24 protein-coding genes are annotated in these 23,757 nt (G+C 68.2%); 12 read left to right on the top strand and 12 right to left on the bottom strand.

Annotated features, from left to right (window positions below):
• Window positions 1–7: 7 nt before the first annotated feature.
• Window positions 8–595, bottom strand: a complete 588-nt coding sequence (locus ACWGCN_RS21915; RefSeq protein ID WP_452458310.1) for a TetR/AcrR family transcriptional regulator — start codon at window positions 593–595, stop codon at window positions 8–10.
• A 60-nt stretch (window positions 596–655) separates the two neighbouring features.
• Here ACWGCN_RS21915 and ACWGCN_RS21910 point away from each other — a divergent pair, with 60 nt between their 5' ends.
• From ACWGCN_RS21910 to ACWGCN_RS21900, 3 genes are all read left to right on the top strand, one after another.
• Window positions 656–1,069 (top strand): DUF5360 family protein, encoded by a 414-nt coding sequence (locus ACWGCN_RS21910; protein WP_378992459.1) that lies wholly within the window; start codon window positions 656–658, stop codon window positions 1,067–1,069.
• 33 nt (window positions 1,070–1,102) lie between these two features.
• The gene (locus tag ACWGCN_RS21905) at window positions 1,103–1,843 is read left to right on the top strand and encodes a glucose 1-dehydrogenase (RefSeq protein ID WP_358117638.1); all 741 of its coding nucleotides are present in this window, start codon (window positions 1,103–1,105) and stop codon (window positions 1,841–1,843) included.
• Window positions 1,844–1,923: 80 nt separating this feature from the next.
• Complete coding sequence (locus tag ACWGCN_RS21900) at window positions 1,924–2,457, top strand: hypothetical protein (RefSeq protein ID WP_378992460.1); 534 nt, start codon at window positions 1,924–1,926, stop codon at window positions 2,455–2,457.
• A gap of 47 nt (window positions 2,458–2,504) precedes the next feature.
• On the opposite strand, the gene ppnP is transcribed toward ACWGCN_RS21900, so the two are convergent.
• From ppnP to sucB, 6 genes are read right to left on the bottom strand one after another with little or no spacing between them, the layout of a single operon-like run.
• A complete protein-coding gene (gene ppnP / locus ACWGCN_RS21895; protein ID WP_378992461.1) occupies window positions 2,505–2,816 on the bottom strand; it encodes a pyrimidine/purine nucleoside phosphorylase in 312 nt (103 codons plus the stop codon).
• 38 nt (window positions 2,817–2,854) lie between these two features.
• A complete protein-coding gene (gene lipA / locus ACWGCN_RS21890; protein ID WP_452458311.1) occupies window positions 2,855–3,877 on the bottom strand; it encodes a lipoyl synthase in 1,023 nt (340 codons plus the stop codon).
• Window positions 3,874–4,623, bottom strand: a complete 750-nt coding sequence (lipB, locus tag ACWGCN_RS21885; protein ID WP_378992462.1) for a lipoyl(octanoyl) transferase LipB — start codon at window positions 4,621–4,623, stop codon at window positions 3,874–3,876. Before lipB ends, lipA begins: the two co-directional genes overlap by 4 nt.
• A 44-nt stretch (window positions 4,624–4,667) precedes the next feature.
• Window positions 4,668–5,171, bottom strand: a complete 504-nt coding sequence (locus ACWGCN_RS21880; protein WP_378992463.1) for a GNAT family N-acetyltransferase — start codon at window positions 5,169–5,171, stop codon at window positions 4,668–4,670.
• A gap of 4 nt (window positions 5,172–5,175) precedes the next feature.
• A complete protein-coding gene (locus ACWGCN_RS21875; RefSeq protein ID WP_378992464.1) occupies window positions 5,176–6,069 on the bottom strand; it encodes a TIGR01777 family oxidoreductase in 894 nt (297 codons plus the stop codon).
• An 11-nt stretch (window positions 6,070–6,080) separates the two neighbouring features.
• Window positions 6,081–7,844 (bottom strand): 2-oxoglutarate dehydrogenase, E2 component, dihydrolipoamide succinyltransferase, encoded by a 1,764-nt coding sequence (gene sucB, locus ACWGCN_RS21870; RefSeq protein ID WP_452458312.1) that lies wholly within the window; start codon window positions 7,842–7,844, stop codon window positions 6,081–6,083.
• A 232-nt stretch (window positions 7,845–8,076) separates the two neighbouring features.
• Between sucB and ACWGCN_RS21865 the strand changes: the two genes are divergently transcribed.
• Window positions 8,077–8,427 (top strand): oxidoreductase, encoded by a 351-nt coding sequence (locus ACWGCN_RS21865; RefSeq protein WP_378992467.1) that lies wholly within the window; start codon window positions 8,077–8,079, stop codon window positions 8,425–8,427.
• Here ACWGCN_RS21865 and ACWGCN_RS21860 read toward each other — a convergent pair whose 3' ends face one another.
• Window positions 8,428–9,936 (bottom strand): leucyl aminopeptidase, encoded by a 1,509-nt coding sequence (locus ACWGCN_RS21860; RefSeq protein ID WP_378992469.1) that lies wholly within the window; start codon window positions 9,934–9,936, stop codon window positions 8,428–8,430.
• Window positions 9,937–10,073: 137 nt separating this feature from the next.
• Here ACWGCN_RS21860 and ACWGCN_RS21855 point away from each other — a divergent pair, with 137 nt between their 5' ends.
• From ACWGCN_RS21855 to ACWGCN_RS21830, 6 genes are all read left to right on the top strand, one after another.
• Window positions 10,074–10,859 carry a hypothetical protein gene (locus ACWGCN_RS21855; protein WP_387447657.1) on the top strand — a complete coding sequence of 262 codons (786 nt, stop codon included), beginning with the start codon at window positions 10,074–10,076 and terminating at the stop codon, window positions 10,857–10,859.
• Window positions 10,856–11,941 (top strand): hypothetical protein, encoded by a 1,086-nt coding sequence (locus ACWGCN_RS21850; protein WP_379312959.1) that lies wholly within the window; start codon window positions 10,856–10,858, stop codon window positions 11,939–11,941. The genes ACWGCN_RS21855 and ACWGCN_RS21850 overlap by 4 nt, the downstream gene beginning before the upstream one ends.
• Window positions 11,938–13,419 (top strand): hypothetical protein, encoded by a 1,482-nt coding sequence (locus ACWGCN_RS21845; protein WP_378992474.1) that lies wholly within the window; start codon window positions 11,938–11,940, stop codon window positions 13,417–13,419. The genes ACWGCN_RS21850 and ACWGCN_RS21845 overlap by 4 nt, the downstream gene beginning before the upstream one ends.
• The gene (locus ACWGCN_RS21840; RefSeq protein ID WP_452458313.1) at window positions 13,416–14,720 is read left to right on the top strand and encodes an AAA domain-containing protein; all 1,305 of its coding nucleotides are present in this window, start codon (window positions 13,416–13,418) and stop codon (window positions 14,718–14,720) included. The genes ACWGCN_RS21845 and ACWGCN_RS21840 overlap by 4 nt, the downstream gene beginning before the upstream one ends.
• 188 nt (window positions 14,721–14,908) lie before the next feature.
• Complete coding sequence (locus ACWGCN_RS21835) at window positions 14,909–16,888, top strand: sensor histidine kinase (RefSeq protein ID WP_378992477.1); 1,980 nt, start codon at window positions 14,909–14,911, stop codon at window positions 16,886–16,888.
• Complete coding sequence (locus ACWGCN_RS21830) at window positions 16,885–17,259, top strand: DUF742 domain-containing protein (RefSeq protein ID WP_379312956.1); 375 nt, start codon at window positions 16,885–16,887, stop codon at window positions 17,257–17,259. The genes ACWGCN_RS21835 and ACWGCN_RS21830 overlap by 4 nt, the downstream gene beginning before the upstream one ends.
• A gap of 9 nt (window positions 17,260–17,268) precedes the next feature.
• On the opposite strand, the gene ACWGCN_RS21825 is transcribed toward ACWGCN_RS21830, so the two are convergent.
• The 4 genes from ACWGCN_RS21825 to ACWGCN_RS21810 form a co-directional block, all read right to left on the bottom strand.
• On the bottom strand, window positions 17,269–18,732 hold the full coding sequence (locus tag ACWGCN_RS21825) for an MFS transporter (RefSeq protein ID WP_387447653.1): 1,464 nt from the start codon (window positions 18,730–18,732) through the stop codon (window positions 17,269–17,271).
• A gap of 132 nt (window positions 18,733–18,864) precedes the next feature.
• Window positions 18,865–19,332: a MarR family winged helix-turn-helix transcriptional regulator gene (locus ACWGCN_RS21820; RefSeq protein WP_378992484.1), complete on the bottom strand. Its 468-nt coding sequence runs from the start codon at window positions 19,330–19,332 to the stop codon at window positions 18,865–18,867.
• A gap of 95 nt (window positions 19,333–19,427) precedes the next feature.
• Entirely contained in the window at window positions 19,428–21,383 is a 1,956-nt protein-coding gene (locus ACWGCN_RS21815; RefSeq protein ID WP_452458314.1) for a GMC family oxidoreductase, read from the bottom strand.
• Between the two features lie 114 nt (window positions 21,384–21,497).
• Entirely contained in the window at window positions 21,498–21,962 is a 465-nt protein-coding gene (locus tag ACWGCN_RS21810) for a carboxypeptidase-like regulatory domain-containing protein (RefSeq protein ID WP_378992486.1), read from the bottom strand.
• 172 nt (window positions 21,963–22,134) lie between these two features.
• On the opposite strand from ACWGCN_RS21810, the gene msrA reads away from it, so the two are divergent.
• Window positions 22,135–22,650: a peptide-methionine (S)-S-oxide reductase MsrA gene (msrA, locus tag ACWGCN_RS21805; RefSeq protein ID WP_379314177.1), complete on the top strand. Its 516-nt coding sequence runs from the start codon at window positions 22,135–22,137 to the stop codon at window positions 22,648–22,650.
• Window positions 22,651–22,758: 108 nt separating this feature from the next.
• Window positions 22,759–23,757 (top strand): hypothetical protein (locus ACWGCN_RS21800; protein ID WP_452459585.1); only part of this gene is annotated, 999 nt, incomplete at its 3' end.

Here is a 23,757-nt window from a genome sequence, read left to right as displayed (position 1 = left end):
CGCGAATTCAGGATTTCGTCGCGAGCTCGGCCAGAATCGGTTCGGCCTGGTTTCGCAGGAGTTCCAGCTGACGTTCCGGGGGGAATCGTTCAGGGTCGAAGACTGCCTGGATGCCGATACCGTCGATGAGGATCGTGAGGGACTCGGCCGCGTTGCCGAGGTCGGGGCCCGGCCGGTAGCCGACGGAGGTCAGGACCAGTTCGAGTGCCTCGCGCCAGGCTCGGTAACGCGCGCGTTGTTCGTCGGCGAGCTCGGCGTCGTGGGTGGCCCAGTCCCAGAAGGCGATCCACACCTGCCATTCGATACGACGGGTTCGGTCCATCGGCAGGCACTGGCTCAGTAGCTCGTACAGATCGGCGGACTCGGGGGCCATGCGGGTGACGCGGTCCGCGACAGCGGTGGATGCCGCGCCGAGCGCCGCTTGCAGCACAGCGCGTTTGTCCGCGAAGTAGTGCACGACCATGCCGGTGGTGCATCCGGCCTCGGCCGCGATGTCGCGGACGGTGGTGTGCGCCAAGCCTTTGGTGGCGATGACCTGGCACGCCGCAGCGCTGATCGCGCGGCGACGCTCTTCGTGATCGACGATTTTCGGCATTGACACGAGAGTTTACATACCCGGTATTATGTAACCGTGGTTATGCAAAAACTGCGAGTGGTGAAGCGAGTGATGTTGGTGACCGACCTGGGCTTCCTCGCCTACTGGGTCGTCACCGCGCTGGGGCTGATCAGTGTCGGGTCGGATGAGTTTCTCCAGCAGTGGAACTGGTCGTTTCTCGGACTCGATGCCGCGGCGATCGGGTTGGGGCTGGCCGGGCTCGCGCTCGGCAGGCGCTCGGCCTACTCGATCCCGCTGATCATCGTGTCGTTGTCGCTGACCTCCGCCGCAGGGCTGATGGCGCTGAACTTCTACGTGATTCGGGGCGAGTACAGCCTGATGTGGTGGATTCCCAACCTCTGGCTGTTTCTGTTTCCGGTCGTGGCGCTCGCCGGGATCGTCCGCGCAGGAAGCGAAATTGGAACGCGTTCTAGCAATACTGTCCGTCGGGTGGGCTGTCCTCCTACGGTGTGAGGAGGTTCGGTTTCTACGAAGGAGAATGCGGATATGGGACGGTTGGCCGGCAAGGTTGCGGTGATCAGTGGTGGTGCGCGCGGGATGGGGGCGGCGCATGCTCGGCGGTTCGTCGCCGAGGGGGCCTCGGTGGTGATCGGCGATGTGCTCGATGACGAAGGCGCCACGGTGGCAAAGGAACTCGGGGACGCGGTGGCCTATCGGCATCTCGATGTTCGTGAGCCGGAGCAGTGGGCGGGGATCGTGGCGGCCGCGGTCGAGGAGTTCGGTGGGCTGCATGTGCTGGTGAACAATGCGGGGATCGTCAATGGGAACCTGCTGGTGGACTTCGCGTTGGACGAGTGGCAGCGGATCATCGATATCAATCTGACCGGGACGTTTCTCGGGATGCAGGCGGCCGTTCCGGCGATGAAGGAAGCCGGTGGCGGGTCGATCGTCAACATCTCCTCGGTCGAGGGGATGCGGGGGAGTCCTGGTCTGCACGGGTACACGGCGACGAAGTTCGCGGTGCGTGGGCTCACCAAGTCGGCGGCGCTGGAGCTCGCGCCGCAGGGAATTCGGGTGAACTCGGTGCATCCGGGCCTGATTTCCACGCCGATGACCGAGGGGATCCCGGCGGACTTCCTGCAGATTCCGCTCGCGCGGGCGGCCGAGCCGGATGAGGTGTCGGCGCTGGTGGCGTATCTGGCCTCCGACGAGTCCTCGTATTCGACCGGCGCGGAGTTCGTAGTGGACGGCGGTCTCACCGTCGGCGTACCGCACAAAAGCTTCTGACCTGGCGCGCAGAGCGTTACGGGCGATCTACTCGCCCGAACGGGTGATTTCGGCGCGCGAAAGCGAGGAAGATGGAAGGTATGGCCCCCAACAGTGCGAAATATCTGATCAGCAACGGCACCGACGACCGGGTGTCGCTTTTCGATGACGGGCGCGTGAAGGTCTGGTCGACCACCCATTTGTGGACCGAAGAAGCTCGCGTGCGGCACAACGCCCTCGGCGAGACCGTGCTGCTCGGCATCGGGCGCACCCTCGGTGAGCCCGGCCCCGTGGATCGGCGCCAGCAGTGTGACGCGGAGTTCGAGCTCGACCCTGAGAAGGGTCACACGGTGGCTGCCACCGTCGGCGCGGACAACGGGACGTTCGTGCAGTTCTTCCATGACGGCAAGATCGCGGTCGGCAACGACGGCCGCGATGTGGCGACGGTGTTCAACGCCGGCCGGGAAACGACGTCGGCTCGCGGGACGACCGGCGTCGGTGGGTCGGTGATGGTCACCTTCGGTGGCAGCTACCGACCGAGGACCAAGCGCGAGAGTGACTTTCAGGTGGAATTGAGCGAGGCCACGGCCCCGCGGCCCAACCGGCTGTACAAGGACGAGTTCCTGGTGAAGTAGATCCGGCGAACCGGGGCGACCGATCTGGTCGCCCCGGCTCCGGTTCGTCAGCCGTAGTAGCAGACGTAGTGCAGGGTGTCGACGACCTCGATGTCGAACGAGCTGTCGCCGGGGACCTTGAACGACTCGCCCGCACGGTAGGTGATGGGCTCGGTCGTACCGGCCAAGGTCACGTTGGCCTCACCCGCGACCAGCTCCATGATCTCCGGAGCATTGGTGGTGAAGGTGAGCGACGACGGCTGGATCACGCCGACCGACACCGAGGCGCCATCGGGCAACTCGAGGCTGTAGCTGACGCACTTGCCGTCGAAGTAGACGTTGGCCTTCTTGCTGACGGAGACGTTCTCGAACTTCGACATGGGTCCTTCCGAGGGGGTGAGGGGACCCTTAGTCTAGGTCAGCTGCCGAAGCGGGCCAGGACCGAGCTGGCTTCCTGGGAGGCGGTGCCTTCCTTGGCGAGGTGGGCCATCGCTTCGGGGATCTCGCGGCCGTGGTGGGCCATCGCCTGGGCGTAGAGACGGCCTGCCCGGTACGAGGAACGGACCAGCGGGCCCGCCATCACACCGGCGAAGCCGAGTTCTTCGGCGACCTTGGAATGCTCGACGAATTCCTCCGGCTTCACCCAGCGGTCGACCGGGTGGTGGCGGGGGCTCGGACGCAGGTACTGGGTGATGGTGAGGATGTCGCAACCCGCTTCGTGCAGGTCGCGCATCGCCTCGGTGACCTCTTCGGGGGTTTCGCCCATGCCGAGGATGAGGTTGGACTTGGTGACCAAGCCGGCCTCGCGGGCGGCGGTGAGCACGGCGAGGGAGCGTTCGTAGCGGAAGGCGGGGCGGATGCGCTTGAAGATGCGCGGCACCGTTTCCAGGTTGTGCGCGAGGACTTCGGGGCGCGAGGAGAAGACCTCGGCGAGCTGGGCCGGGTCGGCGTTGAAGTCGGGGATGAGGAGTTCGACGCCGGTCGCCGGGTTGCTCGCCTTGATGGCGCGCACGGTCTCGGCGTAGAGCCACGCGCCGCCGTCGTCGAGGTCGTCGCGGGCGACGCCGGTGATGGTGGAGTAGCGCAGGCCCATCGACTGGACGCTCTCGGCGACGCGGCGGGGCTCGTCGCGGTCGAGGGCGGCGGGCTTGCCGGTGTCGATCTGGCAGAAATCGCAGCGGCGGGTGCACTGCTCGCCGCCGATGAGGAAGGTGGCCTCGCGGTCTTCCCAGCATTCGAAGATGTTGGGGCAGCCCGCTTCTTCGCAGACGGTGTGCAGGCCCTCGGACTTCACCAGGCTCTTGAGCTCGGTGTATTCGGGGCCCATGGTGGCGCGGGTGCGAATCCACTTGGGTTTGCGCTCGATCGGTGTCTCCGCGTTGCGCGCTTCGATGCGCAGCAGCTTGCGTCCGGCGGGGGCAGAGGCGTCGACGGAAGTCACCGGACCGACTCTACGCTCGGGGCCTGTGCGTTCGCCGGGGCGGTGGTGCGATCAATGTCATGGGGCTGAACGGGAATTTCACCGTCGAGCGCGGCAACAATCGCGGCGGACACGAGGGGCTTGAGCTCGGCGACGGTGACTTCGCGGCCGAGTTCGCGGGTCAGCGTGGTGACGCCGGCGTCCTTGATGCCGCAGGGCACGATCGCCTGGAAGCCGTCGAGGGCGGAATTGCAGTTCAGGGAGATGCCGTGCAGGGCGACACCGCGCTGCACGCGCACCCCGATCGCGGCGATCTTGCGCTCGGCGAGCAGTTCGGTGGCGGGCAGCCACACCCCGGAGCGGCCGTCGATGCGGCCGCAGGTGATGCCGAGCCCGGACACGACCTGGATCAGGGCCTCTTCCAGGCGCCGGACGTAGTGGACGACATCGACGGGCTCGGCGAGGCGGATGATCGGATAGCCGACCAGCTGGCCGGGCCCGTGCCAGGTGATCTTGCCGCCGCGGTCGACCTGCACCACCGGGCTGCCGTCGATCGGCAGATCCTCGGTCTCGGTGCGGCGGCCCGCGGTGTAGACCGACGGGTGCTCGAGCACGAACAGCCGGTCGGAACCTTCGCCAGCGGCGCGCTGATCGGCGGTCTGCCGTTGCAGTTCCCAGGCGGCGTGATAGTCGATGAGTCCGAGATCCTCGACCACGATCGGGGTCGTATCGAATCGAGCGGACGCGGTGGGGCGCGTGTCGTTCACCGTTCTGACGTTACGCCGGGGGTCCGGTGCGGCCAAAGAGGGTCTCAGGGTTCGACCGGGAAGTTGCGCTGCATCAGGGTCAGGTCCATCCAGCGGCCGAATTTGTGGCCGACCTCGGGGAGTTCACCGACGGTGTGGAAACCGAAGCGTTCGTGCAGGACTATCGACGCGCTGTTGGTGGACTCGATGGCGGCGATCATGGCGTGCACGCGACCGGAATCGATGGCGCGCGCGATCAATTCGGTGAGCAGGGTGGTGGCTACGCCGCGGCGCTGGAAACCGCTGTCGACGTAGACCGAGTTCTCGACGGTGAAGCGGTAGCCGGACTTGGGACGCCATTGGCCGTAGGAGGCGTAGCCGGCCACCTCGCCGTCGATTTCGGCGATCAGGATCGGCATGGCGGCATCGGTACGGGTGGCGAACCAGGTGAGGCGGTCGTCCAGGTCCACTTCGTCGGTGTCCCAGATCGCGGTCGACTCGGCGATGTTGGTGTTGTGGATGGCGAGGACGGCGGGGAGGTCGGCCTTGTCGGCGTCGCGGATCAGCATCAGCTCACCCTCTGCCGACAGCGGCGGCCAGCGCGGCGCCGATGGTCGGGTGCTGGTAGGTGTACCCGGCCTCTTCCAGCACCGCGGGGATGGCGCGTGGGCCGTGCAGGATCGAGTCGGCCAGCTCGCCGACCAGGGCTTGCAGGGCGAAACCGGGGACGATGAACGGGGTCGGCCGGCGTAGTGCGCGGCCGAACGCGCGGTTGAATTCCGCGTTGGTGACGGGGGCGGGGCCTGCGACATTGATCGGGCCGGAGAGCTCGGGGTGAGTGAGCGCGAAGACGATCGCGCCGACCTCGTCGTCGAGGGAGATCCACGGGAGGTACTGGCGGCCGCTGCCGAGGCGTCCGCCCAGACCTGCCCAGTACAGCGGGTGCAACTTGCCGAGCATGCCGCCGTTGCGGGCCAGCACCACGGCACTGCGCAGCAGCACGATGCGCGCGCCCGCTTCGGCGGCCGGTTCGGTGGCGGCTTCCCAGTCCCGGCACAGGGTGGCCAGGAAATCCGTACCGGCGGGCGAAGTCTCGTCGACGATCGCGTCACCGGTCCCGCCGCCGTAGTAGTGCGAGCCGCTGGCGTTGACCAGCGTCGGCACACCGGTAGCGGCCACCGCGGTGGCCAGGACATCGGTGGGAGTGATGCGGCTGTCACGCAGCAACTGCTTGTAGCCGCCGTCCCAGCGACGGTCGGCGATGCCGGCACCGCACAGGTTCACGACCGCGTCGGCCCCGCGCAACGCCCGCTCGTCGAGCTGGGCGCGCGCGGGATCCCACGCGAATTCGTCCGGTGCGGCGGGAGTGCGCCGCACCAGGCGAGAGACCTGGTGCCCGTCGCGGCGCAGTGCCGCGACGAGCGCCGTCCCGATCAGGCCGGACGAACCGGCGATGACCACCTTCATGAATTCCTCGACTACAGGCCGAGATCGGCCTCGAACGCCGAATCTTCCAGCCGGTGCTTGATGGTGGAGACGAACCGGCCCGCGTCGGCACCGTCGATGAGACGGTGATCGTAGGTGAGCGGCAGGTACACCATCGAGCGCACGCCGATGGACTCGCCACCGGCCTCGTCGGTCACCACCACCGGGCGCTTCACGATCGCGCCGGTGCCCAGCATGGCCGCCTGCGGCGGGACCAGGATCGGGGTGTCGAAGAGCGCGCCCTCGCTGCCGATGTTGGTGATGGTGAAGGTGCCACCGGACAGCTCGTCGGGCTTGAGCCCACCGGTGCGCGCGCGGTTGGCGATGTCGGCGATCGCGCGGGCCAAGCCGGCCAGCGACAGGTCGCTGGCGTTGTGGATGACCGGCGAGAGCAGACCCTGCTCGGTGTCGACCGCGATCCCCAGGTGCACCGACGCGTGGTAGGTGATCTCCTTGGTGTCCTCGTTGTAGGACGCGTTCACGTTCGGGTGCACACCGAGCGCCTCGACGACGGCCTTCGCGAAGAACGGCAGGTACGTCAGGTTGACGCCCTCGCGCGCCTTGAACGAGGCCTTGGCGAGCTGGCGCAGATGCGCGATCTTGGTGACATCGGCCTCGTGGACCTGGGTCAGCTGCGCGGTGGCCTGCAGCGATTCGCGCGTCTTGGTCGCGGTGATCTGGCGGATCCGGCTGGCCTTCTGCGTGGTGCCGACGAGGGCGGCCAGCTTCGGGGCGGCGGACTGCTTGGCCGCGGGCGCGGGTGCGGCGGCAGCGGCCGGAGCCGGAGCGGCGGCGGGCGCCTTCTTGGCCTCGGCGGCGGCGAGCACGTCCTGCTTGCGGATGCGGCCGCCGACACCGGAACCGGTGAGGGTCGACAGGTCGACGTTGTTCTCGTCGGCCAGCTTGCGGACCAGCGGGGTCACGTACGGGGTGCTGCCGTTGGACGACGCCGGGGCAGGAGCGGACGCGGCAGGCGCGGGTGCCGGAGCGGGCTTGGGAGCCGGTGCCGGAGCGGGCTTCGGCGCGGGTGCCGGGGCCGCGGCGGCGGGCGCAGGCGCGGGTGCCGGGGCAGGCTCAGCCGCCGGGGCGGGCTCAGGTGCCGGGGCGGGAGCCGGTGCGGGCGCGGCGGCCGCGGGCTGGCCGCTACCGATCACACCCAGCTGACCACCCACATCGATGACGTCGTCTTCCTGCGCCGTGATCTCGAGCAGCGTGCCCGCGACCGGCGACGGGATCTCGGTGTCGACCTTGTCGGTGGACACCTCGAGCAGCGGCTCGTCGACGGCGACGGTGTCACCCACGGCCTTGAGCCAGCGGGTCACAGTGCCTTCGGTGACCGACTCGCCCAGTTCGGGCATCTTCACGGGCGTGCCGGAAGCAGCGGACGCGGCAGGCGCGGCGGCCGGGGCGGGGGCCTCGGCGGCGGGTGCCTGCGCGGCGGGTGCGGGCTCGGGTTCGGGGGCCGGCTCAGGCGCGGCGGGTGCGGCAGCAGGCTCAGGAGCGGTGGCGGGGGTCTCGCCGGCATCGCTGATCACGCCGAGCTCACCGCCGACCTCGACGATGTCGTCTTCCTGGGCGACGATCTTGGAGAGCACGCCCGCGGTCGGCGACGGGATCTCGGTGTCGACCTTGTCGGTGGAGACTTCGAGCAGCGGTTCGTCGACCTCGACCGTGTCTCCTTCCTGCTTCAGCCACCTGGTCACCGTGCCCTCGGTGACGCTCTCACCAAGGGCTGGCATCTGGACGGAGAAGGCCATGTCCTCTGACTCCTCTGAGTGTGTACCCGGCGGACATCCGTCGCGGGTCGCGGCTTTCGTCCACCCCGCCGGTCTCGGCGGAGCACCCGGGAAACGTTGGTTCTTGTTCCGGCAACCATCCTTGCACTCGTCTGTCGCGGGTGTAGCGCAGGGCGGCGATCCGGGCGAAGCTGGCACCATGGAATGTACGGCGGTGAGCAGAATTCCGCCGGAATGTAGGAGGTCGAGCCGGATGGGTTTGCTGGATCGTTTCCGTGGTGGGCGCGGTGCGAGCAGGTCAGGCGCTCGCGAGACCGCGTCGGAAGTGAGCGCCTTGGCGGACTGGGCGCGGACGCGGCGCGGCGTCGAAGCCTTCGTCGAACCCAAAACGACTGTGACCGATGTCACAGCAGTGCTGGTGGCCGCGGACGGTGAGTGGACCCGTCGCATCGTCGGTGAGAAGGGCGCGCGGCGGTTGGCCGGCGCGTTGAAGATCCCCGTCTACGACGTGAACCGCACCGGCTACCCGCAACGCATGCGCGACTTCGATGCCCGCCGCCGCATCGAGGAGCGGCGGGCTCGCGAAGCCGAGTTGGGGGAGTGACTACTCCGCGCCGATCTCCTCGATCACGGTGATGAGCGTGCGCACCGGGACGCCGGTACCGCCCTTGCCGATGTAGCCGAACGGGCCGCCCGTGTTGTAGGCCGGACCCGCGACGTCCAGGTGGGCCCACTGCACGCCCTCGGGCACGAAGTCCTTGAGGAACAGTGCGGCCGAGAGCATTCCGCCCCAGCGGTGCGGCGCGACATTGGCCAGGTCGGCGACCTTGGAGTTGAGGTCGGCGCGCAGCTCCGCGGGAAGCGGCATCGCCCAGCCGTTCTCGCCGACCGAGCGCGAGATCGCGGCGACGCGGTCGCGGAACTCGTCGGTGCCCATCACGCCCGGGGTGCGCGTGCCGAGCGCGACCATCTGCGCACCGGTGAGGGTGGCGACGTCGATCAGGTAGTCGGGCTCGTCCTCGATCGCGCGCACGATCGCGTCGGCCAGGATGAGACGGCCCTCGGCGTCGGTGTTGATGACCTCGACGGTGGTGCCGCCGTACTGGGTGAGCACGTCGCCGGGGCGCTGTGCGGTAGCCGAGGGCATGTTCTCCGCCATCGGGACGGTCGCGGTGACGGTGACCGGCAGGCCGAGCCGCGCGGCCAGCAGCACGGTGGCGATGACCGCCGCGGCGCCCGCCATGTCGGAGGTCATGTTCTCCATGTTGGCGGCGGGCTTGATCGAGATGCCGCCGGTGTCGAAGGTGATGCCCTTACCGACGAGCGCGATCTTCTTCGGGCCGCCCGCGTAGGTGATCCGGATCAGGCGCGGCGGACGCGAGGAACCCTGGCCGACGCCGATGATGCCGCCGTAGCCTGCCGCGGCGAGCGCGTTCTCGTCGAGCACCTCGACCTCGAGGCCGGCCCCGACGGCGAGGATCCGGGCCCGCTCGGCGAACTCGGCGGGGTAGAGCGCGCTCGGCGGGGTGTTGACGAAATCGCGTGCGGTGGCGATCGCTTCGGCGACCAGCTGTGCGCGCAGTAGCTCGAGCGTGCCGAATTCCGGTCCGGGCACCAGCAATTCCAGGCGCACCACCGGGCGCTCGTCCGGCTTGGGCGCGCTCTTGGACTTGAACGACGAGAAGGTGTACGCGCCGAGGTAGAACCCTTCGGCCGCCGCACCGAGATCGATGCCGGACAGGGTGGTGGCGACGAGTTCGGTGCCGCTGAGCGCGCGCCCGGCCACACCGGCGCTGCGGCGTACCTGTTCGGCGTCGACCTTGTCGGCCGCGCCGAGTCCGACGGCGAGCACACTGGTGACGTCGGCCAGCGCGGCGGGCGCGGGCACCCGGGTGAGTTCCTCGGGCTTGCCCTTGGCGCCGACCGAGCCGAGAGCGTCCAGCAGTTCCGCGCGAACCTCGGCGGTGAGCACGTCGCCGAACAGGTCGGCGGGCACGATGGCCGGTCCGTTCTCCGAGGACGTCAACCCGATCACCAGCACGTCGGTGTCCGCGGCGATGGTTTCGGTGCGCGCCAATTCCGGTCCGAGTGAACGATCTGCAACAGCTGTCATTGCCCCAGGTTATTCGGTCGCTATCGGTGCTCGCATCACGAGTCCGGGTGGACGGGTGTGCGGCACATCGGTTCGGCTGTCCCGAAAATACTGGGAATTACTGGACAATACTGGTAGCTGTGGATACGCTCCGACTCGTGACGGACTCGGCCGAGGAGCTGGAGGTGCGCATCTCCGGTTTGCGGGCCGAGGTGCGACGGGCGGCCGCCGGTGGGGATCGGGCCGGGGCGCGGCAATTGCGCGCCGAACTGCGTCGGGCCGAGTTGGCCTGGGACGCGGCGGTTCTCGGTTCGATGCCGGAAGAGGCGTCGGAGGCGCCGGGGGTGCCGGTGCGCGAACATGTGCATCGCGCGTTGACCTTGCTGTCGGTGCCGTCGTCGCCGAAATTGGTGCTCGCCACCCATGACGCGTTCTTCTCCGGCGAGCTGCTGCCCGCCCGGCTGACCAGCCTGCGCCGTGACGAGGAGCGTTCCTTCCGGTCGGCGCCGTACGCCCGGCCGTACTACCTGTGCGCGGCCCTCACCACCGATCTGCTGGCCCCCGCGCGCGGTCTGATGGCGGTGAGTTCGTGGCCGCTGGAACGGCGGATGGTCGGCCCGTTGAGTCCCCGGGTCGGGCTGCTGGTGTCGGCTATTCGCTTGGCCGAACATCTTTCGGCGCAGCCTGCGGGGGAAACGTCGGGTTTGCGCGTACTGTGGCGGCTCGCCGTGTCGATTCCTGGCATCTCCACCGCCCCGGATTCGCTCGACCCGGCGAAGGTGATCGAGGCCGCGCGGCGTGAGCTCGCGGTGCACGAGGACGAGGACGCGAGGCAGCGCAATTCGGCCGCGTGTCGGGCGGCGGATCAGCTGGCGGATCCGGCCGCACAACTATTCGGTGTTCGGCTCGGCGTAGCCGATCGGCGACGAATCGAGGTGAAATGAGCACTCTCGCAGCACAGTTGGACGAGTTGCGCGGCGAAGCCCCCGCGACCAGACACAATGCCCGCACCATCGCCGCGCTGACGGCCAATCCCGGATGTGCCCGCCGCGCCCTGCTCGACGCGGCCGCGGTGGACAAGACTGTGATCGCCCAATCGCTGGGGTTCCCGCCACAATTCGGTCAGTCCCAGTTCGCCATTACGCGCGGCAACGCTTTCGAGGCGATGGTGAAGGCGAACGGTTGCGCGGAACTGCTCGCCCTGTTGCGTGACAAACTCGGACTCACGATTCCCGAAGTCGCCTACCACGACCTGAATTCGGTGGGGGAGAACACCGGCAACGCGGTGCGGTATCAACGCACCAGGCAATTGCTGAAGAGCGCGATCGCGGCGGGCGACGGCACCCTGTTCGACCACCCCATGCTGCGGCTCGATATCGCCGGTGCGACGGCCTATCTGGAACCCGATGTGGTGGCCGTGCAGTTGGACGGCAAGTTCCATGTGGTGGAGGTCAAGGCTTTCCCGGTGATCGACGGGCAGGCCGATCCGGCGCAGGTGGCGGCCGCCGCGCGGCAGTCCGCGGTGTACGTGATCGCCTTGCGTGAGTTGATGGCCGAGATCGGTGAGTCACCGGAGATCGTGTCGCACAATGTGATTCTGGTCTGCGCGAAGGACTTCTCGAATCGGCCGACCGCCGAACTCGTCGATCTGCGCAAGCAACTCGCCACGGTCTCGCGCCAATTGACCAGGCTCACCGCGATTCCCGACCTGCTCGACCTGCTGCCACCCGAGGCCACCTTCGCGCCGGGGGAGAACCTCGAGAAGACGATCGCCGCCATCCCGGCCCGCTACGCGCCCGAGTGCATGTCGAGCTGCGAGCTCGCGTTCGCCTGCCGCGACGAGGCCCGCACCTGCGGTTCGGTGGACGCGCTGGGCCGCGGGGTGTGCGATGTGGTCGGTGGCATCGAGAACATCCACACGGTCCTGGGCCTGGCCGACGGGACGCTGGAACCCGGCCCCGAGCACGCCGACATCACGGCCATGCTGCGGACCGCCCATCGGCTGCGGTGGGAGATCGCCGGATGAGCGTCCTGGCGGCCCTGGCCAAGGCCGAGGCCGTGCGGGCAGGCCGCGCGCAGGCGACCGCGGCGGTGCGCCACATCCACCTCGCCGAGCGGCCGCTGGTCGCGGTGCCGTTGCGGTTGGCGGGGGAGGCGGCGGCGCCGGTGGCGATCATGATCGGCACCTCGGCCGGCGACCAGAACGTGCTGACGGTGCCGCAGCCGCGCGACCGCGTGCTGCGGTTGCGGTTCATCGAGCAACTGGCTGATGTTGTACTGCCGTATCTTTCGACGTTTCTCGTCGAAACCGAGGAGCTCACCAGCAAGGCGGGTGAGACCTACACGCGGTGTCTCGACGCGCCCCAGATGTGGACACCGAACCCCGGCGGCGTGAATTTCCTGAAACTGCTGGGGCGTTCGGTGCGATTTCACCGGATCGATGGGGACAACCCGGTGCCGGAGTCGATTCCGCTGCTCGGGCGCTGGCTCACCTGGTTCGGTGATCGCGCCGAACATCCCGGTTCGGCGGTGCTGCCCGCGATGACGACCGCGCTGTCGTCGCATTGGGCGTCGGGCCAATCCAGCCTCGAAGACGGCAATCTCGCGGCCCTGCTCGGCTGGATCGATCCGCCGCCCGGGTCGACCGGCGCGGAAGCCGCTGCCCTGGCCGAGGACCCGCTGCTGTCGCCGCCCGCGGGTCCGGCCACCGATCCCGGATTCGACAACGAGGAACTCGCGCCGCTGATCGCCGCCTACAACGCCGCACTCGACGACTCCGCCAGATCTGTCGCGGCCGAACGGCTCGAGCGCTCGCTGCGTGGCCAGCTCGAACCCACCTGGCAGCTGATGTGGCGTTCGATCGAGCTGCTGAGCGCACTGCCCGAAGGCGCCAGCGTCGAGAACCGGTGGACCGATGATCGCGGTGCGTTCTCCCGCTTCGCCGCCGATGTCGCGGAGGGTATTCCGCAGGCCCGCCGCGATTCCGCCGTTCCCGCGGTGCGCAGACTGCTGGAGCGGGAACGGGCGCTGGAAGCCCTGCAGGGGCAGTGTGCTTTCGATGATCCGCTGCGCATGCTCGAGCACCGTGTCAGCGGAGCGGCTTTCCGCGGCACCGTCACCCACAGTGAGCCGGAGCGCCTCGATCGTTCGGGATCGCGTCCGAAACTGCGCCCGCACATCCACATTCGCACCACCGACCCCTTCATCGCCGTGGCCGGGGAGGAACTGACCTGTGTCGAGCGGCCGAAACAGTCGGGGCTCGTCGTCGAGATCGACGGTGACACGATCGTTCTCGAACTGTCCGGCGGAATGGGGCGCAAACTCGTCGCCGAGCCGGGCAGCGTCCCGGAGGAAGGCGATGACCTCGGTTTCGCCCGCTTCAAACCGGCACCGTTCAACGGGATGCTGAATCTGCCCGCGCGCGAGGAGACGCCGTGGACCCACGGGGGCCCGCCGCCGGAATGGACTCCGCCGACCGACGAGGAAGGGGACGAACTCCAGTGACCACACCCGATGAGGCCGTCGCCGGAATTCTCACCGACCTGCGCGACGAGAGCCATCGCGCGATCGTCGTCGACTCCCCACCGGGGGCGGGCAAGTCCACGCTGGTCGTGCGCGCGGCTCGCCAGCTCGCCGAGGACGGCGACCAGCGGATGATCGTCGCCCAGACCAACGAGCAGGTCGACGACCTCATCGACCGGTTGGCCGCCGCCGACCCCGCACTGCGGATCGGGCGGCTGTCCAGCGCGGCCTACGTCGTGAGCGATCGGGTGGATCGGCACGGCAATGTCCGGGTCGCCAAGCAACCCGGCGACCTCGCCGACCGCACCATCGTCATCGGCACCGCGGCCAAGTGGGCCACCATCACCGAGGGCAGCTGGTCGCACGCGATCATCGACGAGGCGTACCAGATGCGCTCGGACATGTTGTTGCGCATCGCGAATCGGTTCGATCGCGGGCTGTTCGTCGGCGACCCGGGACAGCTCGACCCGTTCGCGACCGTCGAAACCGCGCGCTGGGCCGGTCTCACCTGGGATCCGACGATGAGCGCGGTCAGCGTGATGCTGGCCAACAACGATCACATTCCCACCCACCGGCTGCCGGTGTCCTGGCGGCTGCCCGCCACCGCCGCACCGGTGGTGTCGAAGGCGTTCTACCCCTTCACCGAATTCCAGTCCGGCACCGGACTCGGGGACCGGCGCCTGGACTTCACGACCCGCGGTCTGGGTGGGCCGGTCGACGCGGTGCTGGAGGAGGCGGCCGAATCCGGTTGGGGCTGGTACGAATTGCCTGCCCGGCACACCCTGCGCACCGACCGTGACGCCGTCGCCGCGATCGCCGCGATCGCGGCCCGGCTGATCGAACGCGGCGCTACCGCCCACTCCGAATCCGGCAGCCGCCCGGTGACCACCGAGCGGGTCGCGATCGGCACCGCGCACCGCGACCAGGCCGACGCCATCCGCACCGCCCTGCGCGGTACCTGTGCCGAACCCGTCACTGTCGATACCGCCAACCGGCTCCAGGGTCGCGAATACGACGTCACCCTGGTGCTGCACCCGCTCTCGGGCCGCCGCGACGCCAGCGCCTTCCACCTGGAGGCGGGCCGGCTGTGTGTGCTGGCGTCCCGGCACCGCCACGCCTGCATCCTCGTGGGCCGCGCGGGCATCCCCGAACTCCTCGACGCCCACCCCTCCGCCGACCCGGTCCACCTCGGGGTGCCGGTGAAGTTCCCCGACGGCTGGGAGGCGAATCAAGCGGTGCTGAGTCATCTGTCAAGCCATCGGGTGCGAGCGGCGGCGCTGTAAACCGCACCTGGCGTTCAGATGCTGTGAGTTAGCCTGATACACCGTGTTTTTCGACAATTCGCGACTTCGCGCACACGGTCGGGCCGTCGGTTAGTCTCACGGCGAGACACGCGTGGTGGGTGGCCCATTGGCGGCACCGGTACGCAGCGGGGCGCCCGGGCGCTCCGGGGAGCGGAAAGATTTCAGATTTGAAGATCAGGCGTACCGGTGTTCGTGGCCGGGTCAGTGTGCGTATCCGGTTGTTGTCGATGGTGCTCATCTCCAGTGTCATGCTGTTGGTGGTCGGTGGTGGCGGAGCTGTCTATCTGGTGAATTCGGCCAGGGATTCCACCGACTGGGCCGAATTGGCGAGCAGTACCACCGGGCCCGCGATTCTCATGGTGTCGGCATTCCAGGAAGAGCGCAGGCTGTCGCTGTTGCGGCTGGCCGGTGACGTGTCGTCGGCGCCCGCGCTGGCCACTGCCAAACAGCGTTCCGACGAGGCGCTCGCGGCGGTGATCGCGAAAGGCGACGCGGCTCGCGCGCTGAATCCCGAGGGTTCCCGCGAGGACATCGAGGGATACAACAAGCTGTTCTCCATGGTGCCGACCGTGCGCACCGGCGTGGAATTCCTGCGGATTTCCCCCGATGAGGTTTTCGGGTTCTACACCGGGGTGATCGGCACGATCATCGCCGCGTCGATGCTGGCGGCCCGGGTCGCGCCCGAGGCGAAGGTCGGCATCGAATTGGGCTACGCCGTAGAACAATTGCGTGCGGCCGAAGCGCTGTCACAAGCCGACTCGCTCGGTTCCGTCGCAGTGACCACCGGCGAGATGAGCGCTGCGCAGCTGGTCGACTTCGGCCGTCGGATCGGCGAATTCCGCGGCGAGGCAGCCTATTCCGCGACGGTACTGAAAGGCCGCCGCCTGGCGCAGCTCTCGGAGATCACCGCAGGCCCGCAGTGGCAGCAGGTCATCGCGATGCAGGACGCCATCCTGTTGCGCGGACCGATATCCGTACGCGACGGGGAGGCCGGGCTCCCGATCGGTCTGGCCGACTGGCAGGACGCGTCGAAACACGTGGGCCTGGCCTTGCAGAAACTGTGGGAAGACCAGAGCGGGGACGCCCACGTCATCGCCAGAGAGCAGGGCGAACGCGACACCGGCAGCGCACTGCTCGGCGGTGCGCTGATCGCGCTCGCCGCGGTGGCCGCCTTCCTCGTCGCGCTGGTGATGGCGAATCGGTTCATCGCGCGGATGCACCGATTGCGCCACGACACCCTCGAACTCGCCGACGAGCGGCTGCCGGAGGTGATGCGCCGGGTCGCGACGGGGGAGACCGTCGAGACCGCGGCGGAGGGTTCGAGCCTGGACTTCGGTACCGACGAGCTCGGCCAGGTGGCCGCGGCGTTCAACCGCGCCCACGTGGCCGCGATGTCGGCCGCGGTCGCCGAGGCGCAGACGAAGGCGGGGATCAGCACGGTCTTCCTCGACATCGCGCACCGCAGCCAGGTGGTGGTGCACCGCCAGCTCGCACTGCTCGACCGTGCCGAGCGCGACGAGAGCAACGCCGATCAGCTCGATCTGCTGTTCCAGCTCGACCATCTGGCCACCCGTGCCCGGCGTAACGCCGAGAACCTCATCATCCTCGGCGGCGAACAGCCGGGCCGTCGGTGGCGCAAACCGGTCCCGCTGTTCGAGCTGGTGCGCGGCGCGATCGCGGAAAGCCTGGACTACACCAGGATCGCGGCCAAGCAGATGCCGGATGTGCGCGTCTCGGGGCACGCCGTCGCGGACGTGATCCACCTGCTCGCCGAGCTGATGGACAACGCGACCGCCTTCTCCCCACCCGAGACCCAGGTGGCGGTGTCGGGGATCGTGGTCGGTCGTGGGGTCGCGGTGGAGATCGTCGACCAGGGTCTGGGCATGTCGGAAAGCGATGTGGCCGAACGTAACGCGATGCTGGCCGACCCGCCCGCGTTCAGCGTGGGCATGCTGGCCGGAACCTCGCGGCTCGGACTGTTCGTCGTGGCCACGCTGGCGGGCAGGCACGGCATCTCGGTGCGGCTGTCGGAATCGGTCTACGGCGGCGTGCGGGTCGTGGTGTTGATCCCGTCGGCGCTGGCCGAGGCGTCCGATCCCGAGTCGGCGATCTCCGGCCAGTTCCCCGCTGTCTCGCCGCGACCATGAGCGACGAGCGCGAACACTGGTACGAGGACGAGGCTGGTCCGTTGGTGCGCCTCTACGCCGTCACCGGCGGGCGCGCCAAGGCGCAGCGCCCCGACCTCGAGCTCACCACCCTGCTCGTCGACGCGCGCTCGGGCGCCCGCTCACGTCTGCTCGCGCCCGAATACGACGCGATCGTCGAGTTGTGCCGCACGCCACTGTCGGTCGCGGAGGTCTCCGCCCACCTGCACCTGCCCCTGACCTCGACGAAGCTGCTCATCGGCGACCTGATCGACGAGGGCAGGCTCCATGCCAGGGCGCCACGAAACCAGATGAGCACCGCCCCGGACCTGGACGTCCTACGGGCGGTGCTCGCCGGGATCAAACGGTCCTAGGCCGGCTCGTCAGGCTTTCGCCACCGATACCGGCCGCGTCGACAGTGTCGCGAGTTCGGAATCGAGATCGGCGGGCTCGGCCGGTCGGCGCGGAATGGTCATCGCTGTCCCGGCCGCCACGAGCGCGACAGCGGCGCCGATCAGCAGGCCGACATGGAACCCCGCCTCCGACGGCACGGCGTGCCCGGCGAAGTCGGTCGTCATATTGGCCAGCACCACACCGACAACGGCGGCCGACACCGACGTACCGAGCGAGCGCATCAGCGTATTGATGCTGTTGGCGGAGGCGGTTTCCGACAGCGGCACCGCGCCCATGATCAGGGCGGGCATGGCGCCGTAGGCAAGGCCGACACCGATATTGGTGATGCAGACCATCGTCATCAGACCCCAGGTCGAACCCATCAGCACGGCCGAGGAGCCATAGCCGACCGCGATGATCAGTGCCCCGACCGCGAGGGTGACCTTGGGTCCGCGTGCGGCCGACAGTTTCGCGCCCGCCGGTGACAACAACATCATCATCAAGCCACCCGGTGCCATCCACAGACCCATGCCGAGCATGGTTTGTCCCATGCCGTGACCGGTGGCCGCGGGCAACTGCATCAACTGCGGCACGATCAGTGCCTGGCCGTACATGGCGAAGCCGACCAGGACGGAGGCGGCGTTGGTCAGCAGCACCTGCGGCCGGGCCGTGGTGCGCAGGTCGACGAGCGGGTCGGAAGTCCGCAATTCCCACCATCCCCACGCGGCCAGGGTCACCGCCGAGGCGGCGAACAGCCCGAGCGTGGTGGCACTGGTCCAGCCCCACCCGGCACCCTTCGACACCGGCAGGAGCAGGAATACCAGTCCCGCGCCGAGTCCCGCCGCGCCGACGAAATCGAACCGTCCACCCGCGTCACCGCGCGTGGCCTCGGCCGGAACGAGGGTTGCGATGAGCACCACGATCAGGACGCTCAGCGCGGCCGCGGCCCAGAACAGGACCCGCCAGCTCGCATACTGCGCGACCGCGGCCGACACCGGCAGACCCAACGCGCCACCGACCCCGAGCGACGCGCTCATGAGCGCGATCGAGGAGCCCAGCCGCTCCGCGGGAAGCACATCGCGCATCAGGCTGATTCCCAACGGAATCAAACCGACCCCCATGCCCTGGATTCCGCGTCCGATCAGCATGGGTACCAGCGAGGAGGACATGGCGGCGATCGCGGCGCCCACGATCAGAAATCCACCGGAGACCAGCAGCATGCGGTGTTTTCCGTAGAGGTCACCGAGCTTGCCTGCGACCGGGGTGAACACCGCGCCGACGAGCAGCGTCACCGTGATCACCCACGAGGCGTTGGCGGCGCTGGTATGGAGCAGTTGCGGGAGTTGGCCGATGATCGGCACCACCGCCGTCTGCGTAATCGCGGCCACGGTGCCGCCGAAGGCGAGGACGCCGACGACCACCCCGGGTCGTGCCGTCTTTTCCGAGATACCCACGTACCGCTCCTATCGACAAACAGGCAAATTATGTACAGAGCACAAGATATGCATACTGCATCAGATGTGTATAGTACACATCATTGAGCGCGCGAACTCGATCGAGAAGTCGTGAGGTAGGTCGCAGTTGCGCTAGTGATCCGCGGGCAGGGCCGTGATCGGCCGTGGCCAGTACTCCCCTGACCGGCGTTCGATATCGGTGTTGAATCGTCGCAGGTAGCCGACGAAGGCGGCGATATCCTCGGCCGGCCAGTCCTCGAGGATCGAATCCAGAGCGTCGACGATCAAGGCCCGTTCGGCATTCAACCGTCGCTCACCCTTGGACGTGACCCGGAACTTCCGCGCCATCCCGCCCTCGGGATCCGGCATCCGCTCGATCGCGCCGGTCCGCATCATGGCGGCGGTCTGCCGATTGAGAGTCGAGGCATCCAAGCCCAGTGCGTCACTGAGCTGACCGATGGACATCAACCCACCCATCCGCAGCCTGCTCAGCAAGATATAGGCGCTGCGGTCCATGGCGTCGGGCCCCCGGCGCGATCTCAGGCTGTGGCGACCCAGGAGCATGGTCTCGAACTCGACCAACTGCGTCGCCTTGTCCATCTCAGCCCTTTCCGCGAATTCGCGCCGGCCCGGCCGCGCGGTGGATCACCACATGTGTACCGACCACACTACGTGTCCACTGCACATCGACACCACTAGCCCAGCCGGGCCGCGAGCCGTTTCGCGTTCATGTAGCCGATCGCCTCGATGGTGACCATCGGGTTCACACCGGGGGCGGTGGGGAAGCTCGACCCGTCGGCCACCACGATGTTCGGCACATCCCAGGTGGCACCGTCCGGGTCGGTCGCCGAGAGTTCCGGCGTACCGCCCATCCTGGCCGAGCCCATGATGTGCAGCGCGCCCATCGAGCAGCGGCCGGGGCCGTAGCCCGCCTTCTTCGCCGCGGCGTCGAATTCGGCGAGCGAACCGCGGGTGCCCGGTTCGAAGGAGATGCCCGCCTGATGACCGGAGAAGATCCGTTGCGCGCCCGCGGCTTCCAGGATGGAGGCGGCGCCGACGATGCCGGTGTGCAGGTGCGCGGCGTCGTAGTCGGACAGCTGGTATTTCACCACCGGTTCGCCGGACTTGTCGATCGAGACGGTGCCGGGGTCGCGGTCACGGGTGATGATGCCGATGGAGTTCGTGCGCGCGAAATCGAGCATGGTGGCCCGATGTTGCGCCGCGCCGCGCCAGCTCATGAAACCGGTGGCCAGACCGGGATGGACCGGGCCGGTCTCGTAGATCACGCCGTAGCCGTTGCCGTCGAGGTTCGCGTGGTGCCTGCTGATGCGGGCCTGCAACGCTCCTTCCCACGGGCGGACGTCGTCGTCGAAGACGCCGAAGACCGCCGCGGCCGGGTGCAGGCGCAGATACCGGCCGATGTTCTTGTTGCGCAGACCGGATCGTCGCAGCAGCGCCGGTGTCTGGATCGCGCCCGCGGCGACCACGACCGCCTTGGCGCGCACCGTGATCTCGACGCCGGAGGCGGTGACCGCCGAAACCGATTCGGCCCGACCCGCTGTCACGGTGATCGCGCGGACGTCGGCGTCGACCACCAGGCGCGCACCGTGCTCGGCCGCATCGGCGAGCCAGGTCTTGGTCGCCGACTGCTTGGCGCCGAGGCGGCAGCCATAGCCACAACGCCCACACTCGATTCCGGCGTCACAGGCATCGCTGACATTGCGCGGCAGGGTGTCCACCTCCCAGCCGAGCGCGCGCGCACCGCGCTCGAGAATGCCGTCGCGCGCCGAGAGCGGTGACTTGCTGTCGGTGACGCTGATCCGTTTCTGTACAGCGGCCAGCGCATCACCGAACTCGTCCTCGGCGAACTGCGGCACGCCGGTCTCGGCCCATTCGGTACGGACGGTGTCGGGCGTCGGCAGCGAGGTGCTCCAGTTGACCACGGTGCCGCCGCCGAGGCAGGTCCCCGCGACGAGGGTGATCTGGCCTTCCGCCGATGCGGCGGGTCCCGGTGCGTACAGGCTGGTCAGCGCGTCGAGTTCGCCGTCACCGAAATCCTGGTCGTCGTAATAGTTTCCGCGTTCGAGCACGACCACGTCGAGGCCTGCTTCGGCCAGCACCGCCGCGGCGGCACCGCCACCGGCGCCGGAGCCGACCACCACCACATCGCATTCGAGCGCGGTGGATTCGGTGAATCGCAGCGGTGACAGCGGCGGCTTCGGTGCGGTCTCGAGCCGGCCGGCCGGCGCCGGATAGCCGATCTCCGCCCACAGCGGATTCGTTCCGGTGGGCCCGGGACTCACGTTGTAGGCGAGCAAGGAAGCCTGCTTGAGCGCCTGGAAGATCGCCCGGGCGGGGGCGAGGCCGGAGTCGGCCAGGCGCAGCAGGGCTGCCTCGCGCTGCTCCTGCGAGAGCGTGGAGAACCGGCGCGGGCCGCGGCCGGTGAACAGGCCGAAGAGGCGAGAATCCCACAGTCCCAACAGCGTTGCCAGCTGCTTCTGCTCGGCCTCGCGAGGATTGCGCCCGAGGATACGGAAGATCGTGTCGACCGCGCCGATATCGGTCGCGGCGGGTAGTCCGCGCCCGTCGCCAGGGAGAAATGTATCGCAGATCATGCCCAGCGCGGCCCGCTGTTCGGCTGTCGGTTCCATGCGGAAACCACCCCTTTTCACTCTGGGGTGATTTCTATCACGGGACACGCGACCGCGCTGGGGGTCAACAGGTTTCGGGCCGGGCGATGACAGCGCCCGGCCCGGCCTCCTCGATCAGTCGGCGGTGAACTGGATCGTTTTGAGCGACGGAGTCGACAGGTCGACATCGGCGCGGGTGACCGACTGCGTCGCCGAATCGTTGCGATAGGCGGTGAGCCGGTAGCGCCCGGGCTGTAGTCCGCGGAAACTCACCTGCCCGTTGGCCCCGGTGGACATGTGCCGGTGAATATTGTCGCCACAGGCGTCGATGCCGGTGAGGACGATCTTGCCGCCCGCGATCGGCATGCGGTTCTTCGCGGTGATCAGCACCGCGTCGATCTGGCCCGCGGCCGCCGGGCTCGCCCCGCGGACTCCCTGGCCGTTCTGCCGTGCCTGTCGTAGTTCCTCGCAGGGCGCCGCGTCCTGCGCGATCGAGTCGTCGGCGCCGGGGTGAGCCCCCGTGGCGGTCGCCGCCGTCCCCATCAGAGCTGTTGCCGCCAATCCGATCGCCAAACACTGGGAAATGACAAATCGTGGCATCGCGCCGTCTTCCTCCTACTTCCTGGCCTGACCTGAAAGTGCACGTGGACATTGCTGAGGTAACGCTCGGGCGGCAACAATACTGACGGGAATTCCGGCGCTGAAACCGGTGTTCCATAGAGGCGGTTGTGGCCGTTTTGTGCGACCGTTGAGCCCTCATGAAGGAGGATGTGTGAGCGACACTCGTAAGGCGATTCTGGCCGGTGGATGCTTCTGGGGCATGCAGGATCTGATCCGCCGGCAGCCCGGCGTACTGGCCACCAGGGTCGGCTACACCGGCGGGACCAACGACAATCCCACCTACCGCAATCACCCGGGCCACGCCGAGGCCGTCGAGATCGAATACGACCCGGCGCAGACCGACTACCGCGCGTTGCTCGAGTTCCTGTTCCAAATCCACGATCCGACCACCAAGGATCGCCAGGGCAACGATCTCGGCGACAGTTACCGTTCCGCGATCTTCTATCTCGACGACGATCAGCGCCGCGTCGCCGTCGATACCATCGCCGATGTCGACGCCTCGGGCCTGTGGCCGGGCAAGGTCGTCACCGAGGTGACCCCGGCGAGCACGTTCTGGGACGCCGAGCCCGAGCATCAGGACTACCTGATTCGCTACCCCGACGGCTACACCTGCCATTTTCCTCGTCCCGGCTGGAAACTCCCGAAGCGCGAGAACACCGGCAAGTAGCGTTTTCCATATGTCATGATCGGCTGTGTCGGCGTGACCGTGACGTCGGATCGGAGTACTCATATGAGCGGCAGCGACCGTCTCGAACGATGAGGGGAAGCGATTCGGATGACATATGGACAGCAGCAACCCGGTTATCCTCCGGCGGGACCGACGCTCAGTGTCGGTGACGCCATCGGGTACGGGTGGACGAAATTCAAAGACAACGCGCTCGTGTGGATCGGGATGGTGGTCGTCGCATTCCTGATCCAGGCGGTGATCAGCTTCCTGTTCGGGCTCGGAAACTCCGGCGACACCGATTATGACGGCGGTGTCAGTTTCGGGTTCGGGCTCTGGCAGATCCTCGGCACCATCGTGAGCACGGTGATCGGATATCTGATCTCGGCGGCATTCGTGCGTGGCTCGCTGCACGAAACCGATGGCAACAAGCCCGGATTCGGGTCGTTCTTCCAGTTCACCAATGTGGGTGCGGTGATCATCGCCGGCCTGCTGGTCGGTCTGGCGACCGGCATCGGCCTGCTGCTGTGTGTGTTGCCGGGCCTGGTCGTCGCGTTCTTCACCTGGTGGACGATGCAGTTCGTGATCGACCGTGACCAGGACGGTGTCACCGCGATCAAGTCGAGTTTCTCGGCGATCTCGAGCAACGCGGGAACGCTGCTGCTGCTGGCGCTGGCGCTGTTCGGTATCAACATCGTCGGTGCGCTGCTGTGCGGCCTCGGCCTGCTCGTCACGATCCCGTTGACGATCATCGCCTCGACCTACGCCTACCGGCTTGTCACCGGTGGGCCGGTCGCCGGCGCGGCGAAGACCCCGGAGCCGGGATACCCGCAGCAATACGGCGGGCCCGCAGGGGGATTCGGCGGGCAGCCGGGGTACGGCGGTCCGGAAGGCGGACAGGGTTACGGCGGTCCCGGTTACGGCGGTCCAGAAGGTGGACCGGGTTACGGCGGGCCTGCGGGCGGTCCTGGCACCGGTGGTCCGGGCACGGGCGGACCGGGTTACGGGGGTCCTGGCACCGGTGGTCCGGGCACGGGCGGACCGGGTTACGGGGGTCCTGGCACCGGTGGTCCGGGCACGGGCGGACCGGGTTACGGGGGTCCTGGCACT

The sequence above is a fragment of the Nocardia sp. NPDC055050 genome (assembly GCF_053608345.1).
Note: the sequence above shows the minus strand (reverse complement) of the source record. Positions and strands in the feature narration are given on the sequence as shown.